The sequence below is a fragment of the Iodobacter sp. BJB302 genome, from assembly GCF_002735645.1.
GTDB lineage: Bacteria > Pseudomonadota > Gammaproteobacteria > Burkholderiales > Chitinibacteraceae > Iodobacter.
The window spans coordinates 64,772-81,156 of sequence record NZ_PDZG01000008.1 but is presented as its reverse complement, the minus strand read 5'-3'; the positions used below and the strand labels follow the sequence as shown (position 1 = coordinate 81,156).

Below are 16,385 nucleotides of genomic sequence, written 5' to 3'. Positions count from 1 at the left end.
TGTTACATTCTGTGCCAAATAAAATGTATTTTTTACGGTGTAAGGTTATGGTTGCTACCGATAGCGGCAGCCGGGGGGCGGCGTTAGAATAGCATCAGCTTATTTGGGCGAATGCTCAGCCTATAATGATGCAAATCAACAGGAATAATGTAATGAATTCAGATTGTGTGTTGTGCTCTGACAGCGGCGGAGAAATACTCTGGCAGGATGATTTTTGTCGTGTTGTGTTGGCTGATGAGGCAGGATACCCGGGTTTTTGCCGCGTTATCCTAAAGCAGCATACGGCGGAATTCAGTGATTTAAATGCCGAAGAAAGGCAAAGATTAATGCAGCTGGTTTTTGTTGTGGAATCAGCAATACGCAGCACATTGCAGCCAGATAAAGTCAATTTGGCCAGCCTTGGCAATATGGTGCCGCATTTGCACTGGCATGTTATTCCCCGCTTTAAAGAGGATCGCCATTTTCCTGCTCCCATTTGGGCAGAAGCGGTAAAGCCGGATGCTGAAACTAAAGTATCTGCCAAACAATTATTAGCGCTCAGAATCGCTTTGCAGGCCATACAACGATGAGCCAGGTTCCTTTTACCGACGCCCGCAGCACCAAAGACTGGCTGATTTTATTACCGCTGATGAATACCCGCGTGGCGCATGCAGAATTATGCGGCGCAATGGAAACGCTGGCCGAAGGCAATATGGCTCCGCTGGAGGCGCTTAAATCATTAGAAATCCTGCGCAGCTCAGTGCACGATGTGCAGTTTGCTTTAACGCATGAATATGCCGCAAAGCCACTGCCTTTGAGTCATTCTGAGCAGGCGCAGTGGCAGGCTGCCAGTAAGCTGTGGGAAGCCATGGCTGATGCCTATGCCCGCTGCTGGAAAGATGCCCAGGCCGATGATTCGCCCATCTTTGAGTTTCTGCCTCTGCTTGCCGAGCGGGCCGTACGCTGCATGGGTTTTGTGGTGCGTTGCTATTATATGGTCGGGCGAAAAGTACCCGATTCAATCTGGGTAAAAATATTTAGTTTTTATCAGCATGCCGAGCAATTGGCGATTACAGATAAAAAAGTGAAAGACAGCTTGCTCAGCGTAGGGGATTTAACCACGGTGCAAGCGGTTTTTATCCATACTCTGCTCCTTTCTGCCGCCAATTCAAATCAGCACACTTTGCGGCGTTTGTTGTGGATAGACCAAATGCTGGAGCTGTTTGCAACGCGCAGCCATATTGCGCCTAAAGCGCCAGCGCTTCCGGGTAAAACCCCTTTGCAGATTGATCTGGCAGAGCCTGGCAGCCCGCAGCGTTTTGGTCAGCCCAAAGAAGGGCCGGACATCCGTGAGATTGATACTCTCGCATTGGCGCAGGTTTTATCCAAACGTATTAAGTTGCTGCGCCAGGGCGAATTACCAGAAAAGCTGGGCTTGGGGAATGAGCTGGGCTTGCAGGCAACGCTGGATATTTTGTCTGATCTTTACCGGCTTTGGTGCGAGCATGGTACTGAGCGGGCACCACGCGAGCTTAAGCCGCGCACCGTGCCGCTGATCCTAGCTTTGCCCGCGCAGCATCGTTATGTGGTTGACGGCAATTACACCCCGCCGCCTGAAGAATCTGTAAAAGTAGGCAGCCGTGATTTAATCAATATTCATCTCTTTGGTGATTTATCGCCTTCACGGCAAAGCAATGAGCCGCAGCCTTTGCCACCGATCGAGCTATGGGATGTGGTAAATGAAACGGCTCAAGGCCTGCGTTTAAGCCGTGCGGCTGCGCAGGGCGAGCGCATCAGCCTGAATCAGCTGATGGTGGTGAAGTCTTCTGCCCGCTATTTGGCAGGCGTGGTGCGCTGGCTGGAAGAAAGCGAAGGCAATCTGCATCTGGGCCTGGTCTTGTTGCCCGGTCTGCCAAAAGCCGCCGCCATCCGGCCATGCGAGCCCGCCCGGGCAACGCCTGAATACACAAATATCGTGTGGCTGCCCGCCATGCCCGCCCTGAAAGCGCCGCAAACACTGCTGCTGCCCAATGGCTGGTTCAGAGCAGGCCGCCAGTGCGAGCTATGGAATGGCGAGCGAATTATCAAAGTAAAATTTATTAGCATTCTGGAATACGGCAGCAATTTTGAACGCGTGCATTTTGCAGAGCAAAAGTTGTGAAAATCAGATAAAAAAACGGCCAGCAAATTGCTGGCCATTTTTTTATCTATTGATTAATCCCTGCCAGTGGCAATCCTCAATAATTTCTCTTCATCTACTTCATCAATTTGCGATGGCCCCAGGAATAATTCGGCGTAGTTTTTCCATACTTTTTCTTTGACAAAAATCTCAAATAAATCGCCATCAATATGCTGATCTTTGGCCATGCGGGCGAGGATGGTGAGGGATTGGGATATCTTCATGCCGTCTTTATAGGGCCGATCGCGCGCGGTGAGGGCTTCAAATACGTCGGCGATGCCCATGATGCGGGCCTGAATGCTCATTTGGTTTTTAGTCAGGCCGCGCGGATAGCCTTTGCCGTCCATTCTTTCGTGGTGGCCGCCGGCAAATTCGGCGACGTTTTTTAAATGCTTGGGCCAAGGCAGGGATTCCAGCATTTCGATGGTGACTTCAATATGGTGATTAATAATCTGGCGCTCGGCACTGGTGAGGGTGCCTTTGGCAATAGACAGGTTTTCTATTTCTTCTGCTGATAAAAACGGGCTGATGATGTCATCCGGGCTAAGCCAGCTTTGCTGGGCAATGGCTTTTACCCGATCACAGGCGCTATCCGGCATAAATTCACCGCCTGTATTGGCGTGCCTTAAAAAAGTTCTGTCTGATTCGATTTGCGCCAGGCGGGTTTTCCATTCGGTTTCAGAGCATTTTCCGCGCAAAAAATCAATTTCTGCATCGCGTTTGAGTACTTCAAAGCGTGCATCTATTAAATGAATACGATCAAAAATAGTTTGTAATTTAGTGGCCTTGTCTACCACATGTACCGGAGTCGTGATTTTGCCGCAATCGTGAAGCAGACCCGCTATTTTTAATTCGTAGCGATCCCGGTTATCCATTGTAAAACCGGCCATGCTGCCGTAATTAGCGTTATTAACGGCTTCGGCAATCATTATGGTTAAAGCGGGAACGCGCTGGCAATGGCCGCCGGTATAGGGCGATTTATCGTCGATGGCTAAGTTGATTAAATTGATAAAGGATTCAAATAACTCTTCCAGCTGATGGATCAGGCGCCGGTTTGTCAGGGCAATTGCGGCTTGTGATGCCAGCGATTCGGCCATGCTCTGGCTGTCTGCATCAAAATAGCTCAGCTCGCCGTGCTCGTCTTTGGCGTTAATCAGCTGCAATACACCAATGATTTCACGTTCGTGGTTTTTCATTGGTACGGTGAGAAAAGATTTGGAGCGATAGCCCACGCTGGCATCAAAACGCTTGGTGCCAGAAAAATCGTAGCCTTCGGCGGTGTAAGCATCTTCAATATTAATGGTGATGTCTTTATTTACCGCGCAGGCCACCACATTGTTCAGGTTGGGCGTGCCATCGGTATGGCGCAGCATCACGGGGGGCAGGTTAGTGGGGTGGCCGGTGGTGCCGCCCATGGCAATGCCCAGTGATTCGGTAATAACAATTTCAAAGTACAAGGCCCCTTCTTTCACCAGATAAAGCGTGCCTGCGTCGGCGTTAACCAGATGCTTTGCCGCAATCAGGATGGTCTCCATCAGTTTGTCGATATGGTTTTCGCAGGAGAGGGAAATCCCGATGGCATTGAGCTGCTCTAAACGATCATGAAGGATATCGTGGCTAAGCATATTGCTTCTCTGTTGGGTCCGTGCAAAGCAAATTGAACGCAAACTGCTGCGTTTTAATTATTCACATCCATTCTGATGGCGGGGTTGCGTTTTTGGTCTTTTTTAGCTTTGCCGCTGCTCGGAATATATTGATGGTTTACTTGATACAAACGCTGCGAATCTGGGCCATATCGGTCAGGCCCTGCAGTACTTTTTCGATGCCGTCCTGCTTTAAAGTACGCATTCCTTCTTCCAGCGCGGTGGCGAGCAATTCGGCTACGCGTGCATGTTCCTGAATTTGTTTTTTTACTTTATCGCTGCCAACTAAGAGTTCATGCAGGCCTAAACGGCCTTTATAGCCGGTGTTATTACAAGCATCACAACCCTTGGCACGGTAAAGCGTAAATTGCCCTTCTTTATTAGCAAACGATGTTACCCAGTCTTTATATACGGTCTCTGAGGCCTGCTCGGGGTTCTTCTGCCAGTCGGTCGTTTGCTTTAACTCTTCGCTGTATTCTTTCAGCATGGCCTTAATTTCAGCGGCTTCAGGCTGGTATGCCTCTTTGCATTTACACAGTCTTTTAGCGAGGCGCTGCGCCAGAATGCCGAGCAGGGCATCGGCAAAGTTAAAGGGATCCATACCCATATCCAAGAGGCGGATAATCGATTCCGGGGCGCTGTTGGTGTGCAGGGTGGCCAGCACCAGATGCCCGGTGAGCGAGGCTTCAATCCCTGTGCTGGTGGTTTCTTTATCGCGCATTTCACCCACCATAATGATGTCGGGATCGGCGCGTAAAAAGGCTTTCATGATGGTGGCAAAAGTCAGGCCCGCTTTATTATTAACCTGAACCTGCCGCAGCCCTTTTTGGGTGATTTCAACCGGGTCTTCCGCCGTCCATATCTTGGTATCGGGGGTGTTGAGGTGTTTAAGAATCGAGTGCAGGGTGGTGGTTTTACCCGAGCCGGTTGGCCCGCAAACAAAAAACAGGCCATAGGGTTTGGCGATCACCGATTTCAGATTGGTGATGGTGCGCTCTGACAGCGCCAGTTTATCCAGCGGCAAGGGCTCGCCCGAGGCCAGAATCCGCATCACCACATCTTCAACGCCGCCCTGGGTGGGGATGGTAGCCACGCGCAGCTCGATATCGTAGCCGGGTACATATTTTTTAAATTTGATTTTGCCGTCTTGTGGTTTGCGTTTTTCTGAGATGTCCAGATCGCACATGATTTTAATGCGCGTGACCAGCGGGTTACGGTAAGAGGCGGGCACTTCTTTGTAAGCCACTAAAGAGCCATCGCGGCGAAAGCGGATACGGGTCTTTTCGTTGCCGGGGGAGGGCTCGATATGGATATCGGAAACGCCGGTTTTATAAGCTTCAACAATAATCTGATTGACGAGTTTGACCAGCTCATTGTCTTGCGCCGCAGAGATTTCTTCGGGTGAAACAGGCTCGGCGGCGTCTTCATCATCCATGGTGGAAAGAAGGGCGTCGATATTATTATCAAAGCTTTGTTCTCCAAAAAACAGATCCAGGGTTTTTTGGAACTCAGTCCGGGTGCTTACCCGGTAAATGGCTTTTTTATTGGGGAAAACATGGGCAACGGTGTGGCTGGCACGAATACGCTCAGGATCGGTGGTGAGGATAATAATGCCTTCTTTTTCCTCATCAACAGGCAGCCATCCATTTTCTGCCGCGTATTCCCGTTTGATATGTTTGAGTAAATCTAAGGGTTTTACTCTTTCGGGTTTAAAGGCTTCATAGGCCACGCCAAAATAGCCTGCCAGCGATTGCCCGAGGGCAGCGAGCGGCACCTGATATTTTTCGCTCAGTAATGTTTCTAAATCGATTTTATCGCGGTGGCTTTCACGCAGGGCTACCTGAAGTGCAGCCTGGGTAATCACATTTGCGGCAACCAGACCGCCATATTTATGCTGGGGTGAAAATGGAAAAGGCTGTTGCTGCCTTTGTTGCAAGGCAATAGCGAGGGTTTTTGCTAGTAAGCGAATGCCGTCTTCGGTCTGGCTCTCAAAGGGGTGCTGCTGCTTATTATTGATCAGCTGCACTACGCCAATCAGCGTGCCATCGTTTTCGGATAATAAAGGTGCGGCGAGCATTTCTCTGGCATGGAAGCCGGTTTGTTTATCCACGGCTTGTAAAAACTGCAGGGTGGGGCTGTATTTGGTGAGCTCTTCGGTGTTATACACATCGCGGATATTAACCAACTGCTTATGGTTGGCAACAAAGCCGGCCACGCTGCGGTCATTTACCGGAATGCGCAGCTCTTTAAAGCCTTCCAGGCCTGTTTTAACCCGGGAAATAATTTCGTTGCCCGTATCATTGGCCACATAAATAGTCAGGCGTTCTGCGCCAAAAACAGCGCAAGCTTCGCCGCTGATCTCCAGCAAAATCTCATCAATATGCCGTGTTGCATGAATGCGGTTCGTCAGGCTTTGAAGCTCATGCATAAAGCGTAAGGCGCTGTCTTTTTGACTCATGATGATGACTCACGGATGGCTTGGGGCGATAAGGTTCAGGGGTTTAAAGTGTTATAGGGCATGCTCTGGGTGCTGATTAAAAATGGATCAGCTGGTTTTGTTCTAATCTGCTGATGCTTAAGCTCATATTGTCCCGCAGTATTTCCTGCATGGTCAGCTCTGAATCTGCGGGCTTCAAGTGGGTGACTAATACTTGGCATGGGCGGCTGAGGTGCTTGAGCTGCTCCAGAAGTGTAAGCGGGCAAAAATGCTTGGCTGCGTTCGCCAGCTCGTACTCCCGGTTACTGAATGCCGTTTCGATAATTAAATGGCTGAGATTTTCAGTGGCATTCACGATGTCCCAGAAAGCAGGGCTGCAGACTGAATCGCCGCTGAAAATAAGCGAGTTTTTACCGCTGTTGAGCAGATAGCCTACTGCAGGCACCGTGTGTACTGCGGGAATAGCCGTAATGGTGCATTCTTCTATGCGGCAGGATTGCCCTGTATCAAGGGTGACATAGCGCAGAAAAGGCGCTTCGCGGCTGGGAATCTGATTAAAGTCGGGCCAGACCGCCCAATTAAAAATATGCTTTTTTAATACTCCTAAAGTGGCTTCACTGGCGTACACGGTAAGCGGGGCGCTGCGGCTGCCTAAAATAGTATCGGCCAGCATGGGCAGGCAGGCGATGTGATCAAGATGGGCGTGGGTCAGAAAAATATGCTCAATACGGGTGAGCGCCGTAAAGCTCAGGTCACCCACGCCTGTACCGGCATCGATCAGAATCGAATCATTGAGCAGAAATGAAGTGGTGCGGTTGGCACCTCCTATTCCACCACTACACCCCAGTATTCGTAAGTGCATCGAGAGGCCTGCTATTTGCTGTCAAATTGATGTACGCCATCCCAGTTACTACCTGGTGGATTACGCCTGAAATTCTGGATTCTTTCTAAATAAACACGGTAAAGAATATGCTCGTTTTCTGCGGTTATTTTCTGCAGATTAAGCAGCTGCATTTCGGCCAGATCCCACTCTTGTTTACGATAGAGTTTGAGGCTTTCATGAAAGAGGATGAGTGCGGCCTCATCGTGGCGGGTGAGTGGCAGAGGCTCGTAAAGGGTGACGGCTTCTGTTTTTCCCATCACGCGTACCCGGTCTATTTCGCGGTAAACCAGGTTTGGGGCGGCGTTGCGGGTGTTTTCGCTGACCAAAATACTCACCCCGTAATATTTGGTTAAGCTCTCCACCCTGGATGCCAGATTCACGGCATCGCCCATGACGGTGTAATTCATCCGGAATTGCGATCCCATATCACCAACCGTGACATTGCCGGTATTGACACCCACGCCAACAGAAATAGTGGGCCAGTTGCGCGCGGCCAGCTTGGGGTTGAGCTGATGAATCGCTTCCTGAATCTCTAAAGAGGCCAGCACTGCATTCTGGGCGTGATCGGGATCAAAAACCGGGGCTCCCCAAAAAGCCATCACGCAATCGCCGATGTATTTATCAATGGTTCCAAGGTGCTGATGCCTGATGACGGTTGAGATTTCGGTCAGAAACTCATTCATAAAACGGCTTAACTCATCGGCCGGCATGCCTTCGGATATTTTGGTAAAGCTTCTTACATCGGTAAATAACACGGTAAGAGGGCGGTTCTGGCCTTCCATGGTGTATTTCTCGGGATCTTCGCTCATACGTTCAACCAGCTCTGGCACAACGTACTGGCCGAATAATTGGGTGAGCTGGCGTTTGCGGCGGCTTTCAAAGAAATAGCCATAGGCCATATTCAGGGTGTAGAGGCCCACAATGATCATTAAAGATGCGGCCATTGGCATATCAAGATGTGCGTAGTGCCAGAGTGCTAGATTGCCCGCAGTCAGAAAAAGCATCAGCAGTAGGCAAAATACACTGGCAAAAAGTGGTGAGAAGCGGATCAGCACCCAAATCAGCAGTGGACCCATAATCAGCAGTAGTAAAAATTCAGCACCAAATAAATAGCCGGGGTGCTGGGGCAGTGACTGATCCAGAATCGCGGCAATTAAATTGGCATGAATTTCAACCCCTGCATAAGATTCGCCCACCGGGGTTGCGCGTAAGTCTTTTAAACCAGGTGCCGTGGTGCCTAGTAAAACAATTTTATCTTTAAGTATTTCAGGGCTTACTTTGCCTGAAATAACATCTGCAGCTGAAACATAGGGAAAACTTCCCTGCGGGCCTTTAAAGGGGATCAGCGCCCAGCCGTTTTCATTAACAGGCAAGCGACGGTTGCCTAAGCGAAATGCTTCCAGCGCGTAAACACCTTGAGTGCTTTCTTCAATCACAGGAGAGAACGCTTCCTGACCTAATGCCATTCTGGCGAGCGCTAAACCGAGTGCAGGATAATAATCTTCGCCAATTTTTACGACTAATGACACGCGTCTGGCAATGCCATCACTATCCAGAATGGGCACAAAATGGCCGCCATGCCCAGCGGCCTGCTGCAAGCCGGGCAAATTGCCGCCATAGTTTTTCCCTCCCACAATTTGCTTAGAGACCGGGGCTAAATCGCTTGCTTTAAGAATGGCAGGGGGAAGGGTGCCGCTGGAAACGGCTTTGGCTTCATTACTAAAATAAAAGCCGGTGATCACAGAGCGGTTGCTCAGGGCTTTGGCAAAGCGTGCATCGGTGTCCAGCTCGGGGGTCAGCCGGTTTAATTCGTTTTTAAAGGCGGTGTTTGTGCTTAATTCATTGGCCGCCATCCTGCGTAAAACAGGAAGGCCGGAGCTTTCATCGGGCTCGGCAAAAACCACGTCAAAGCCGACGGTTTTAATTTGATAGTGATCGAATAACTGATCGATCAGCTTTGCCAGATGATCACGCCGCCATGGCCAGCGGCCAAGCTCGCCCAGACTTTTTTCATCAATATCAACAATCACAATCCTTGAATCAATGCCACCCGGCATTCCCAGCCTTAACCGTACATCGTAAAGATAAACATCTATCTGGCTGAGGGTGGGAAGGCGGGGAGTGCCAAGGACGTGCATCAGGGCCAGCAGCAGCAGCAGTGCACCGAGTAATACTTGTGGCCAGTGTTTGCGGAAGCTGGCTTTCATTTTCAGCTGCGATAAAAGAAAGTCATCTCGATCCCCAAAAGCTCGATGATGTCTTTCTCTTGCAGTAAATGAGCGTGGACACCAATCTCTTTTTTATTGACCGTGGGATGGTGTTCGCCTTCTACATGGGTCAGGAAATAGCCTTGTGGCCGCTTTGTAATGACCGCCACTTGCACGCCTGTTTTGCCAAGTGTTGTGAGTTTTTTATTGAGCTCCAGCTCTTTTCCGGTATTGGCTCCAGAGAGCACTTTAATAACGCCAAGTTGCTGAGGAAGTGCATCGGGCTGGGCCGGGGCAGCGGGAGCCGCCAAAGGCTGTACAGGAGGCTCCGCCGGAGCAGGTGGCGGGATATCTGCAGCAGCGGCTGGGGCGGGCGGCGCAGGTTTGGCCATCACAGGCGGGCGGCCCATCATCATGGTTTTTTCAAAGTCTGTGTTGTCGGTTGGCTTTTCGCTGTAATAACGCAGAATATGTTTGCCTACTAAAATCTCATCACCTTCTTTCAGCCGCTCTTTTTGAATATCGTGATGATTCACTTTAGTGCCATTGGTGCTGTTTAAATCTTCAATCAGTACATTTGAGCCTTGCATGATTAATACGGCGTGCTCTCCGGATACGGCAAGATTATCTATTTGTAAATCATTGCCCGGACGGCGGCCAATGGTGAACCGCTCTTTATTGAGCTTGATTTCTTTAATTAAAACGCCGTCCAGACTAAGAACGATTTTGGCCATAATTGTTTCTCTTCTTGGATAAAAGACCTGTTTCAGTGAGCCGTTTTTATAAATACAGCGCTCTTAAAACAGAATCTGACTAAGTAAACCAGGCACTCATTTTTGACCACAAACCAGTATTGGCGGGGAAAGCTTCTTTTACTCTTACTAATATGGCAGAGATATTGTCTTTTCCCCCCATATCGTTGGCCAGCTGGATCAATTGCCTGCTGCCAAGCTCTATATTGCTGCTAAAAGCCGTAATTGTGTCTGCAATATCGCCATCATCTGCCATATCGCTAAGGCCATCTGAGCAAAATAAATAAATATCGCCGGGCAATACCGCGTGTTCGTGTAATTCGGCCTGTACGCCACTCTCTATACCTACCGCGCGGGTGACTAAATTTTTATATGTGGAGTGCCGTGCGTCTTCTGCCGTAATGATGCCGCTGTCTATTTGTTCTTGTAAAAAAGAGTGATCTCTTGTGAGCTGGGTGAATTCTTCTCCCCGCAGGCGATAGAGCCTGGAATCGCCCACATGGGCAACGGCCAGGCGTGAATCATAAAACAGCGCGCAAACCAGTGTGGTGCCCATTCCTGCACACTGCGGCTGGCTTTGTGCTGTGCCGTAAATAGACTGATTGGCATAATGCACCGCCGCCATCAATACATCATGTGCCGCGGGCCAAAGGCTGTCCGGCCTTTGCAAGTGCAAGGGAAAGTTGGATTGCATTGCGTCATGCACCACATGGCACACCATTTCTACGGCGATTCCGCTGGCTACTTCTCCGGCGTTATAGCCGCCCATACCATCGGCCAGCACCACAAGGCCTTTTTCAGCATTAAAGTGGATGGTGTCTTCATTATGATCGCGATGCAGGCCGGAATCGGTTAAGCCCGCCATTTCCAGCGCTTGTGAGAGGTTAAGCATTAGCTTCTCTTGTGCGTAATCCGGCTTCAAGCTTAGCCATCGCGGCCGCAAAGTGTGCGCCAGTCTGGAAGCGGGTGGTTTCGTCTTTTTGTAAGGCTTTCATAATAATAGCAGCCAGCATGGGCGGTAATTGAGGGTTAATCAGCCGGGGGTCCTGCGGTGCATCATTGGCTATTTTGTACATAAGTTCGGCCATCGATTCACCGGTGAAAGGCAGACTGCCGGTACTGAGCTGGTAAAGCATGACCCCCAGGGAAAATAAATCAGAGCGGCCATCTATTTTTTTGCCTGAAAGCTGCTCGGGCGACATATAAGACGGTGTCCCCAAAACCATGCCGGTGCGGGTTTTACTTGAATCAGTAATTCTGGCGATACCGAAATCGGTCACTTTTACGATTTTTTCGGTGGGCTCATACATAATATTGGCGGGCTTGATATCGCGGTGGACTACGTGTTGCACATGCGCATACTGCAGGGCCTCTGCAACCTGCCTGACAATACTTGCACAATCGACCAATGGCAATAAATGGTCCACCTTGGTATAGGCCAGTAAATCCTTGCCTTTAAGGAATTCCATGGCGATATAACAGAGGTCGTGCTCTTCACCCGCATCAAAAATTGTGACGATATTGGGATGATTGAGCCGCCCGGCAGTTTCGGCCTCTCTGAAAAAACGCTGCCGGGCTTCATCCAGCTGATCTGCTTCAAATTCTTGCGAGAGCGACATGGTTTTGATCGCCACATCACGGCCAATTTTGGGGTCTTTGCCAAGGTAGACGATGCCCATCGCCCCCTTGCCCAGCTCTTTTTCAACCTGATAGCGCCCCAGCATGGGTTTTTCTACGCTGCCGTCTTCCAGCAGCATGCTGCCATTGACGCCGCCGCCTGAGCCCCCCCCCAGCATCACGGTTTCTGACATCTGATGCGCACGTTTTAATTTGGCTTCCAGATCACGGTATTTTGGATTGTGGCCTGCCATATACTGGTAAACCGCTTCGGCCTTATTAAACTGACGCTTTCTTTCAAAATCCAGCGCCAGGTTATATAAAACCCCCATCATTCCATCGTCTAAAGGCACTTTGGACAGTTTTTCAAACGCCATATCCAGCTGGCCCTGCCCCTGAAAAGCCATGCCCAGCATGCGGTTGGATTCGGCAGATTCTGCGGTCGATTTTTCTTCTTTTTGCTCGCTGATTAAATAGCGTTTGGTGGTGAGTAAACCGTGGCCGAGCAGTAATAAGCTGGCTGGCCCCATTAAATGAATCCACAGCATGGATTGGCTCATCAGCACAAAGTGGCTGATTAAAAGCAGCAGAAAGAGGGCACTGGTCAGCATGGCTGCCGGGCCGGCTTTGAGCTTAGGCAGCAGCAGGCAAAGATAGAGGGTAATCAGAAGCGCCAGCGCCAGTGAAAACAGCGGGCTCCACGATGGGGATACAAAATAATGTTGTTGCAGCAGGCTGGATAAGGTGTGGGCCGCAATGATCACGGGGGCTTCATTAGGGGAAATGGGCGTGACTAAAGATGAGCCGATGCCCAGTGCGGTTGCACCTATCAGTACAATTTTGCCTTTGTATTTATCCAGCGGAATTTTCCCTGCCTGCACATCGTAAAAAGAATCAACAGGAAAGGCGGCCTTGCCATTTTGGTTGGGGTAGAAATAAGGGCGAAAAGCAGCATCGGCGCTGACCGGCAGTTTTACATTTGCAAGGCTGATTGATTCGCCAAGGCTGAGTTTAATTTGCTTAGGGCCAAGGTTCAGGCTTCTGGCCGCAGCTACAAGCGGGAAGGTTGGATAAATCTGATCGAAGTAACGCACTGCCAGCGGAATGCTGCGCACTACGCCATCGTCATCCGGCACAATGCTTTCGCTGCCAATCCCTGCGGCACTGGCTGCAATCATGCTTAAAGGTTGAGTTGCGCCTCTGGCCGAAGTGGGCCAGCCATTAGCGGGGTTGCCCGTGGCTTCCAGCTCCCATTTTCTGACGGCAGGCTGCAGCGGTTTATCTGGCTCGCCCTGCGCCTCGCCTAATTCAAACAGCATGGGCAGGATGACATTACCCGCCTTAGCTATGCTGCCTGCCAGCTGCTGATCCACATTGAGCTTAACAACTGCTTCGTTAAACACCGACCCCATGGCCGCCCATGTCACGCTATTGGGCGCTGAGGCGTCTTCCTTATACAGGCGATACAGTTTTTCGATATATACAAGGCCCCGGTCTTGCTGGGGCTCGGTAAAGAACACGCTTGTGGCAATCACTTTGGCCCCTGCGCCGGCCAGCTTATCAATCAGCTGGGCATGAATTTCACGTGACCATGGCCAACGCCCGATATTGTCGATACTGGTCTGATCAATGGCGATAACGGCAATCCGCGCATCAATATTGCGGGAAGTCAGCTTTACCCCGGCATCGTAAGCGCGCTGCTCCAGGCTGGATATCAAAGAGGTAAACAGCAAAGTAGCCAGATACACCAGCAGCACGGCGACACCGATTACCCCGTCTTTTTTTAAGAAGGCTGCTTTCATGGCGTGTTCGATATAGAAAGGTGTTGCATGCTGGGCATCTGTTTAATCTGTCGGCATTCCCTCAATTTAGTAGAAGAAGCTATTTATTGCCTTGTCTTGCCAATAAGTTTTTTGCAAGCAGGCAGGCGTAATGGCTTACCTTTGCCCGGTTTTATCAGGTTTATTTATGAAAAATGGCTTTGGATAGCGGGGATGAACAAGGGAGAACCGCATTTGGGATGCAGAAACAGCAAGGCGTGGCGGGGCGGATAAGGGGTTTAAAGCGGGCAGGCCGATGTGTTGCAGCGTGCTCATGCACTTATTGGGATGTTGTTCCTGAGCATCAAATGAGCGGGCAATTTGCCCGCTCATTTGATTACAAGCTGATTTCGATATTATCAATCAGGCGGGTGTGGCCCAGGCGTGCGGCGATCAGGATCACTAGCTGGTGATCGTTCACTGCCGCAGGTTTGAGCGTTAGTGCATTACGCATTTCTACATAATCCACGCTAACCCAGCCGTGAGCCAGTAAGTCGCCGGTGGTTTCTGCGCTGAGGCGCTCGTAATCACGCTCTCCCGCTTCAATGGCGGCTTTCATGCGGCTCAGATGATGATAAATGCGGGTGGCTTCAAGCTTATGTGCCGCGCTGAGATAGCCGTTGCGGGAAGAAAGCGCTAAGCCATCTGCTGCACGGCCTGTATCTACAGGCACAATCCTGATTGGCTGGTTTAAGTCTTCCACCATGCTTTTAATAACAAAAAGCTGCTGGTAATCTTTTTTTCCGAAGCAGGCTACATTAGGCTGCACAATATTAAACAGCTTGGTGACCACCGTTGCTACGCCACGGAAATGGCCCGGGCGGAATGCGCCGCACAGCTCATCTTGTATTGCAGGCGGTTCTACCTGATATTGCTGGATCACTTTGGGATAGAGTACTTTTTCGTCTGGTGCAAAAATCACATCCACGCCACCCTGCGCTGCAATCAGCGCGGCATCTTGCTCTAAGGTACGCGGATAGATTTCAAAATCTTCGCCTTGGCCAAATTGCAGGCGGTTTACAAAAATACTGACCACAATATGCTCAGCTTCTTTGCGTGCAGCATCAATTAAGGTCATGTGGCCGGCGTGTAAATTGCCCATGGTGGGGACAAAGGCAACCGTGCCAACTGTGGCACGCCATGCGCGCAGCTCTTCAATGCTATGGATGATTTTCATAAATAACCGTAGTTAAAAGTACAGCGCCCAAGGCGGGTAAAACCTGCCCCGGGCTGCAGAGACAGTGGCTTAAAAGCTATGTTCATCAGCGGGGAAAGTCATGCTTTTCACTGCTTTTACATAGGCCTCAACGGCGGCTTGAATGCTGTGGCTGCCTGCCATAAAGTTTTTAACAAAGCGGGCTTTTTTGCCAGGGTAAACGGCCAGCATATCGTGCAGAACCAAGACCTGGCCATCAACATCTACGCCTGCGCCAATACCGATTGTTGGTACGGTAAGGGCTTCTGTAACGGCTTTTGCAACATGAGCCGGCACCATTTCCATCAGCACAAGGGCCGCGCCTGCAGCCTGGTGGGCAAGGGCGTCGCGTTTGAGCACTTCGGCGTCAAATTCACTTTTTCCCTGAACTTTATAGCCGCCATAAACATTCACTGATTGCGGTTGCAAGCCAATATGGGTACAGACCGGAATGCCGCGGTTAGCTAAGAAATCAACTGTCTCGGCCATAATCATGCCGCCTTCCAGCTTCACCATTTCAGCGCCTGCTGCCATCAGCTCGGCGGCACTGGCGTAGGCTTGCTGCGGGGAAACCTGATAGCTGCCAAAAGGAAGATCGGCCAGCACAAGTGCATCTTTGCTGCCGCGGGCCACACAGCGCGTGTGGTAAACCATATCGGCAAGGCTGACGGGAAGGGTGGAGGTGTGACCTTGAATGACGTTGCCTAAGGAATCGCCAACGAGCAGGATTTCTACTCCTGCATCATCTAGGAGGCTGGCAAAGCTGGCGTCATAGCAAGTGAGCATCGTGATTTTTTGCCCGGCTTGCTTCATGTTCTGCAAGGTACTAACAGTGGTTTTCATGGTAATGGGTAATCCATGGAAGTTTGGCGTTGGTGACGCAATGCAGCAAGTCTACATCAGGAGACTGCCGGATTTAAGACTGTTCTGCTGCGTAAAAGCAGTATTGGGTCAAATTCCATGCATTTTCTTTCAAAAAACAGCGTTTTTCTTCAGGCAAGCATGTGATGGCAGTGCGCGCTTCAATCTGCTGGCGCTCAGGTTTTTACTCTGCGGCAAGAACACTTAAGGCCTGATCTGCTACAGATGGCAGAAAATCTTTGGCGGCACCAAGGCCTGGAATAATCACTTCGGGGGCTATTTCTGTAAGGGGCCGGAGCACAAACGCCCTTTGATGCATACGCGGGTGCGGCACAATCAGATGATCTTGCCGGATCTGCGCATCGCCATACAGCAGCAGGTCTAAATCCAGGGTGCGGGGCGCATCCTGAAAAGTGCGCTGCCGCCCGCATTCGGCCTCTATGGCCAGCATGGCTTGCAGCAAGGCTGCTGCGCTGAGCGAGGTTTTCAGCATGGCAACGGCATTGATAAAATCGGGCTGATCGGTGTAGCCGATGGCGCTGCTGCTGTAAAAGCCCGATTGCTGCAGCAACTGGCTGTTTGGCAGTTTAGCGAGCAAATCTAAAGCGTGTTGCAATTGCAAAACAGGCTGGCCCAAATTGGCACCCAGCGCAATAAAAGCGACCGTACTCATTGGGGAATCCATTGCATACTGCTAAAAAAACAGAAACCCAAAACTTGAGACCGGCAGCCACAGAACATAGCGTTTAAAAGCAAAATACAGGGCCATCATCAAGGCTAAATTCAATGCCCAGTACGATGGCTTGTCTGTA

Annotated in this window: 13 protein-coding genes; 2 read left to right on the top strand and 11 right to left on the bottom strand. The window is 50.4% G+C overall.

From position 1 onward, the window contains the following. The first annotated feature begins 152 nt into the window (after nucleotides 1-152). The gene (locus tag CSQ88_RS04315) at nucleotides 153-569 is read left to right on the top strand and encodes an HIT family protein (RefSeq protein ID WP_099396870.1); all 417 of its coding nucleotides are present in this window, start codon (nucleotides 153-155) and stop codon (nucleotides 567-569) included. Next, the gene (locus CSQ88_RS04310) at nucleotides 566-2,140 is read left to right on the top strand and encodes a hypothetical protein (protein WP_099396869.1); all 1,575 of its coding nucleotides are present in this window, start codon (nucleotides 566-568) and stop codon (nucleotides 2,138-2,140) included. The genes CSQ88_RS04315 and CSQ88_RS04310 overlap by 4 nt, the downstream gene beginning before the upstream one ends. Nucleotides 2,141-2,193: 53 nt before the next feature. Here the strand turns inward: CSQ88_RS04310 and CSQ88_RS04305 are convergent, their stop codons facing one another. From CSQ88_RS04305 to folK, 11 genes are all read right to left on the bottom strand, one after another. Beyond that, nucleotides 2,194-3,783, bottom strand: coding sequence for an HD family phosphohydrolase (locus tag CSQ88_RS04305; protein ID WP_099396868.1), 1,590 nt, complete (start codon nucleotides 3,781-3,783; stop codon nucleotides 2,194-2,196). 136 nt (nucleotides 3,784-3,919) lie between these two features. Continuing rightward, nucleotides 3,920-6,259 (bottom strand): GspE/PulE family protein, encoded by a 2,340-nt coding sequence (locus tag CSQ88_RS04300; RefSeq protein ID WP_099396867.1) that lies wholly within the window; start codon nucleotides 6,257-6,259, stop codon nucleotides 3,920-3,922. Nucleotides 6,260-6,335: 76 nt separating this feature from the next. Next, nucleotides 6,336-7,100 (bottom strand): MBL fold metallo-hydrolase, encoded by a 765-nt coding sequence (locus tag CSQ88_RS04295; RefSeq protein WP_099396866.1) that lies wholly within the window; start codon nucleotides 7,098-7,100, stop codon nucleotides 6,336-6,338. 11 nt (nucleotides 7,101-7,111) lie between these two features. Further along, nucleotides 7,112-9,328, bottom strand: a complete 2,217-nt coding sequence (locus CSQ88_RS04290; protein ID WP_099396865.1) for a CHASE2 domain-containing protein — start codon at nucleotides 9,326-9,328, stop codon at nucleotides 7,112-7,114. Between the two features lie 2 nt (nucleotides 9,329-9,330). Beyond that, nucleotides 9,331-10,062 carry an FHA domain-containing protein gene (locus tag CSQ88_RS04285; RefSeq protein WP_099396864.1) on the bottom strand — a complete coding sequence of 244 codons (732 nt, stop codon included), beginning with the start codon at nucleotides 10,060-10,062 and terminating at the stop codon, nucleotides 9,331-9,333. Between the two features lie 79 nt (nucleotides 10,063-10,141). After that, entirely contained in the window at nucleotides 10,142-10,972 is an 831-nt protein-coding gene (locus tag CSQ88_RS04280; protein WP_218962993.1) for a Stp1/IreP family PP2C-type Ser/Thr phosphatase, read from the bottom strand. Beyond that, entirely contained in the window at nucleotides 10,965-13,499 is a 2,535-nt protein-coding gene (locus CSQ88_RS04275) for a CHASE2 domain-containing serine/threonine-protein kinase (RefSeq protein WP_099396863.1), read from the bottom strand. Before CSQ88_RS04275 ends, CSQ88_RS04280 begins: the two co-directional genes overlap by 8 nt. A gap of 135 nt (nucleotides 13,500-13,634) precedes the next feature. Further along, a complete protein-coding gene (locus CSQ88_RS22705) occupies nucleotides 13,635-13,850 on the bottom strand; it encodes a hypothetical protein (RefSeq protein WP_143449409.1) in 216 nt (71 codons plus the stop codon). A 4-nt stretch (nucleotides 13,851-13,854) separates the two neighbouring features. Then, a complete protein-coding gene (panC, locus tag CSQ88_RS04270) occupies nucleotides 13,855-14,694 on the bottom strand; it encodes a pantoate--beta-alanine ligase (protein ID WP_099396862.1) in 840 nt (279 codons plus the stop codon). A 69-nt stretch (nucleotides 14,695-14,763) separates the two neighbouring features. Next, nucleotides 14,764-15,555: a 3-methyl-2-oxobutanoate hydroxymethyltransferase gene (gene panB, locus CSQ88_RS04265; RefSeq protein WP_099396861.1), complete on the bottom strand. Its 792-nt coding sequence runs from the start codon at nucleotides 15,553-15,555 to the stop codon at nucleotides 14,764-14,766. A 202-nt stretch (nucleotides 15,556-15,757) separates the two neighbouring features. Continuing rightward, entirely contained in the window at nucleotides 15,758-16,246 is a 489-nt protein-coding gene (gene folK, locus CSQ88_RS04260) for a 2-amino-4-hydroxy-6-hydroxymethyldihydropteridine diphosphokinase (protein ID WP_099396860.1), read from the bottom strand. Nucleotides 16,247-16,385 lie beyond the last annotated feature (139 nt).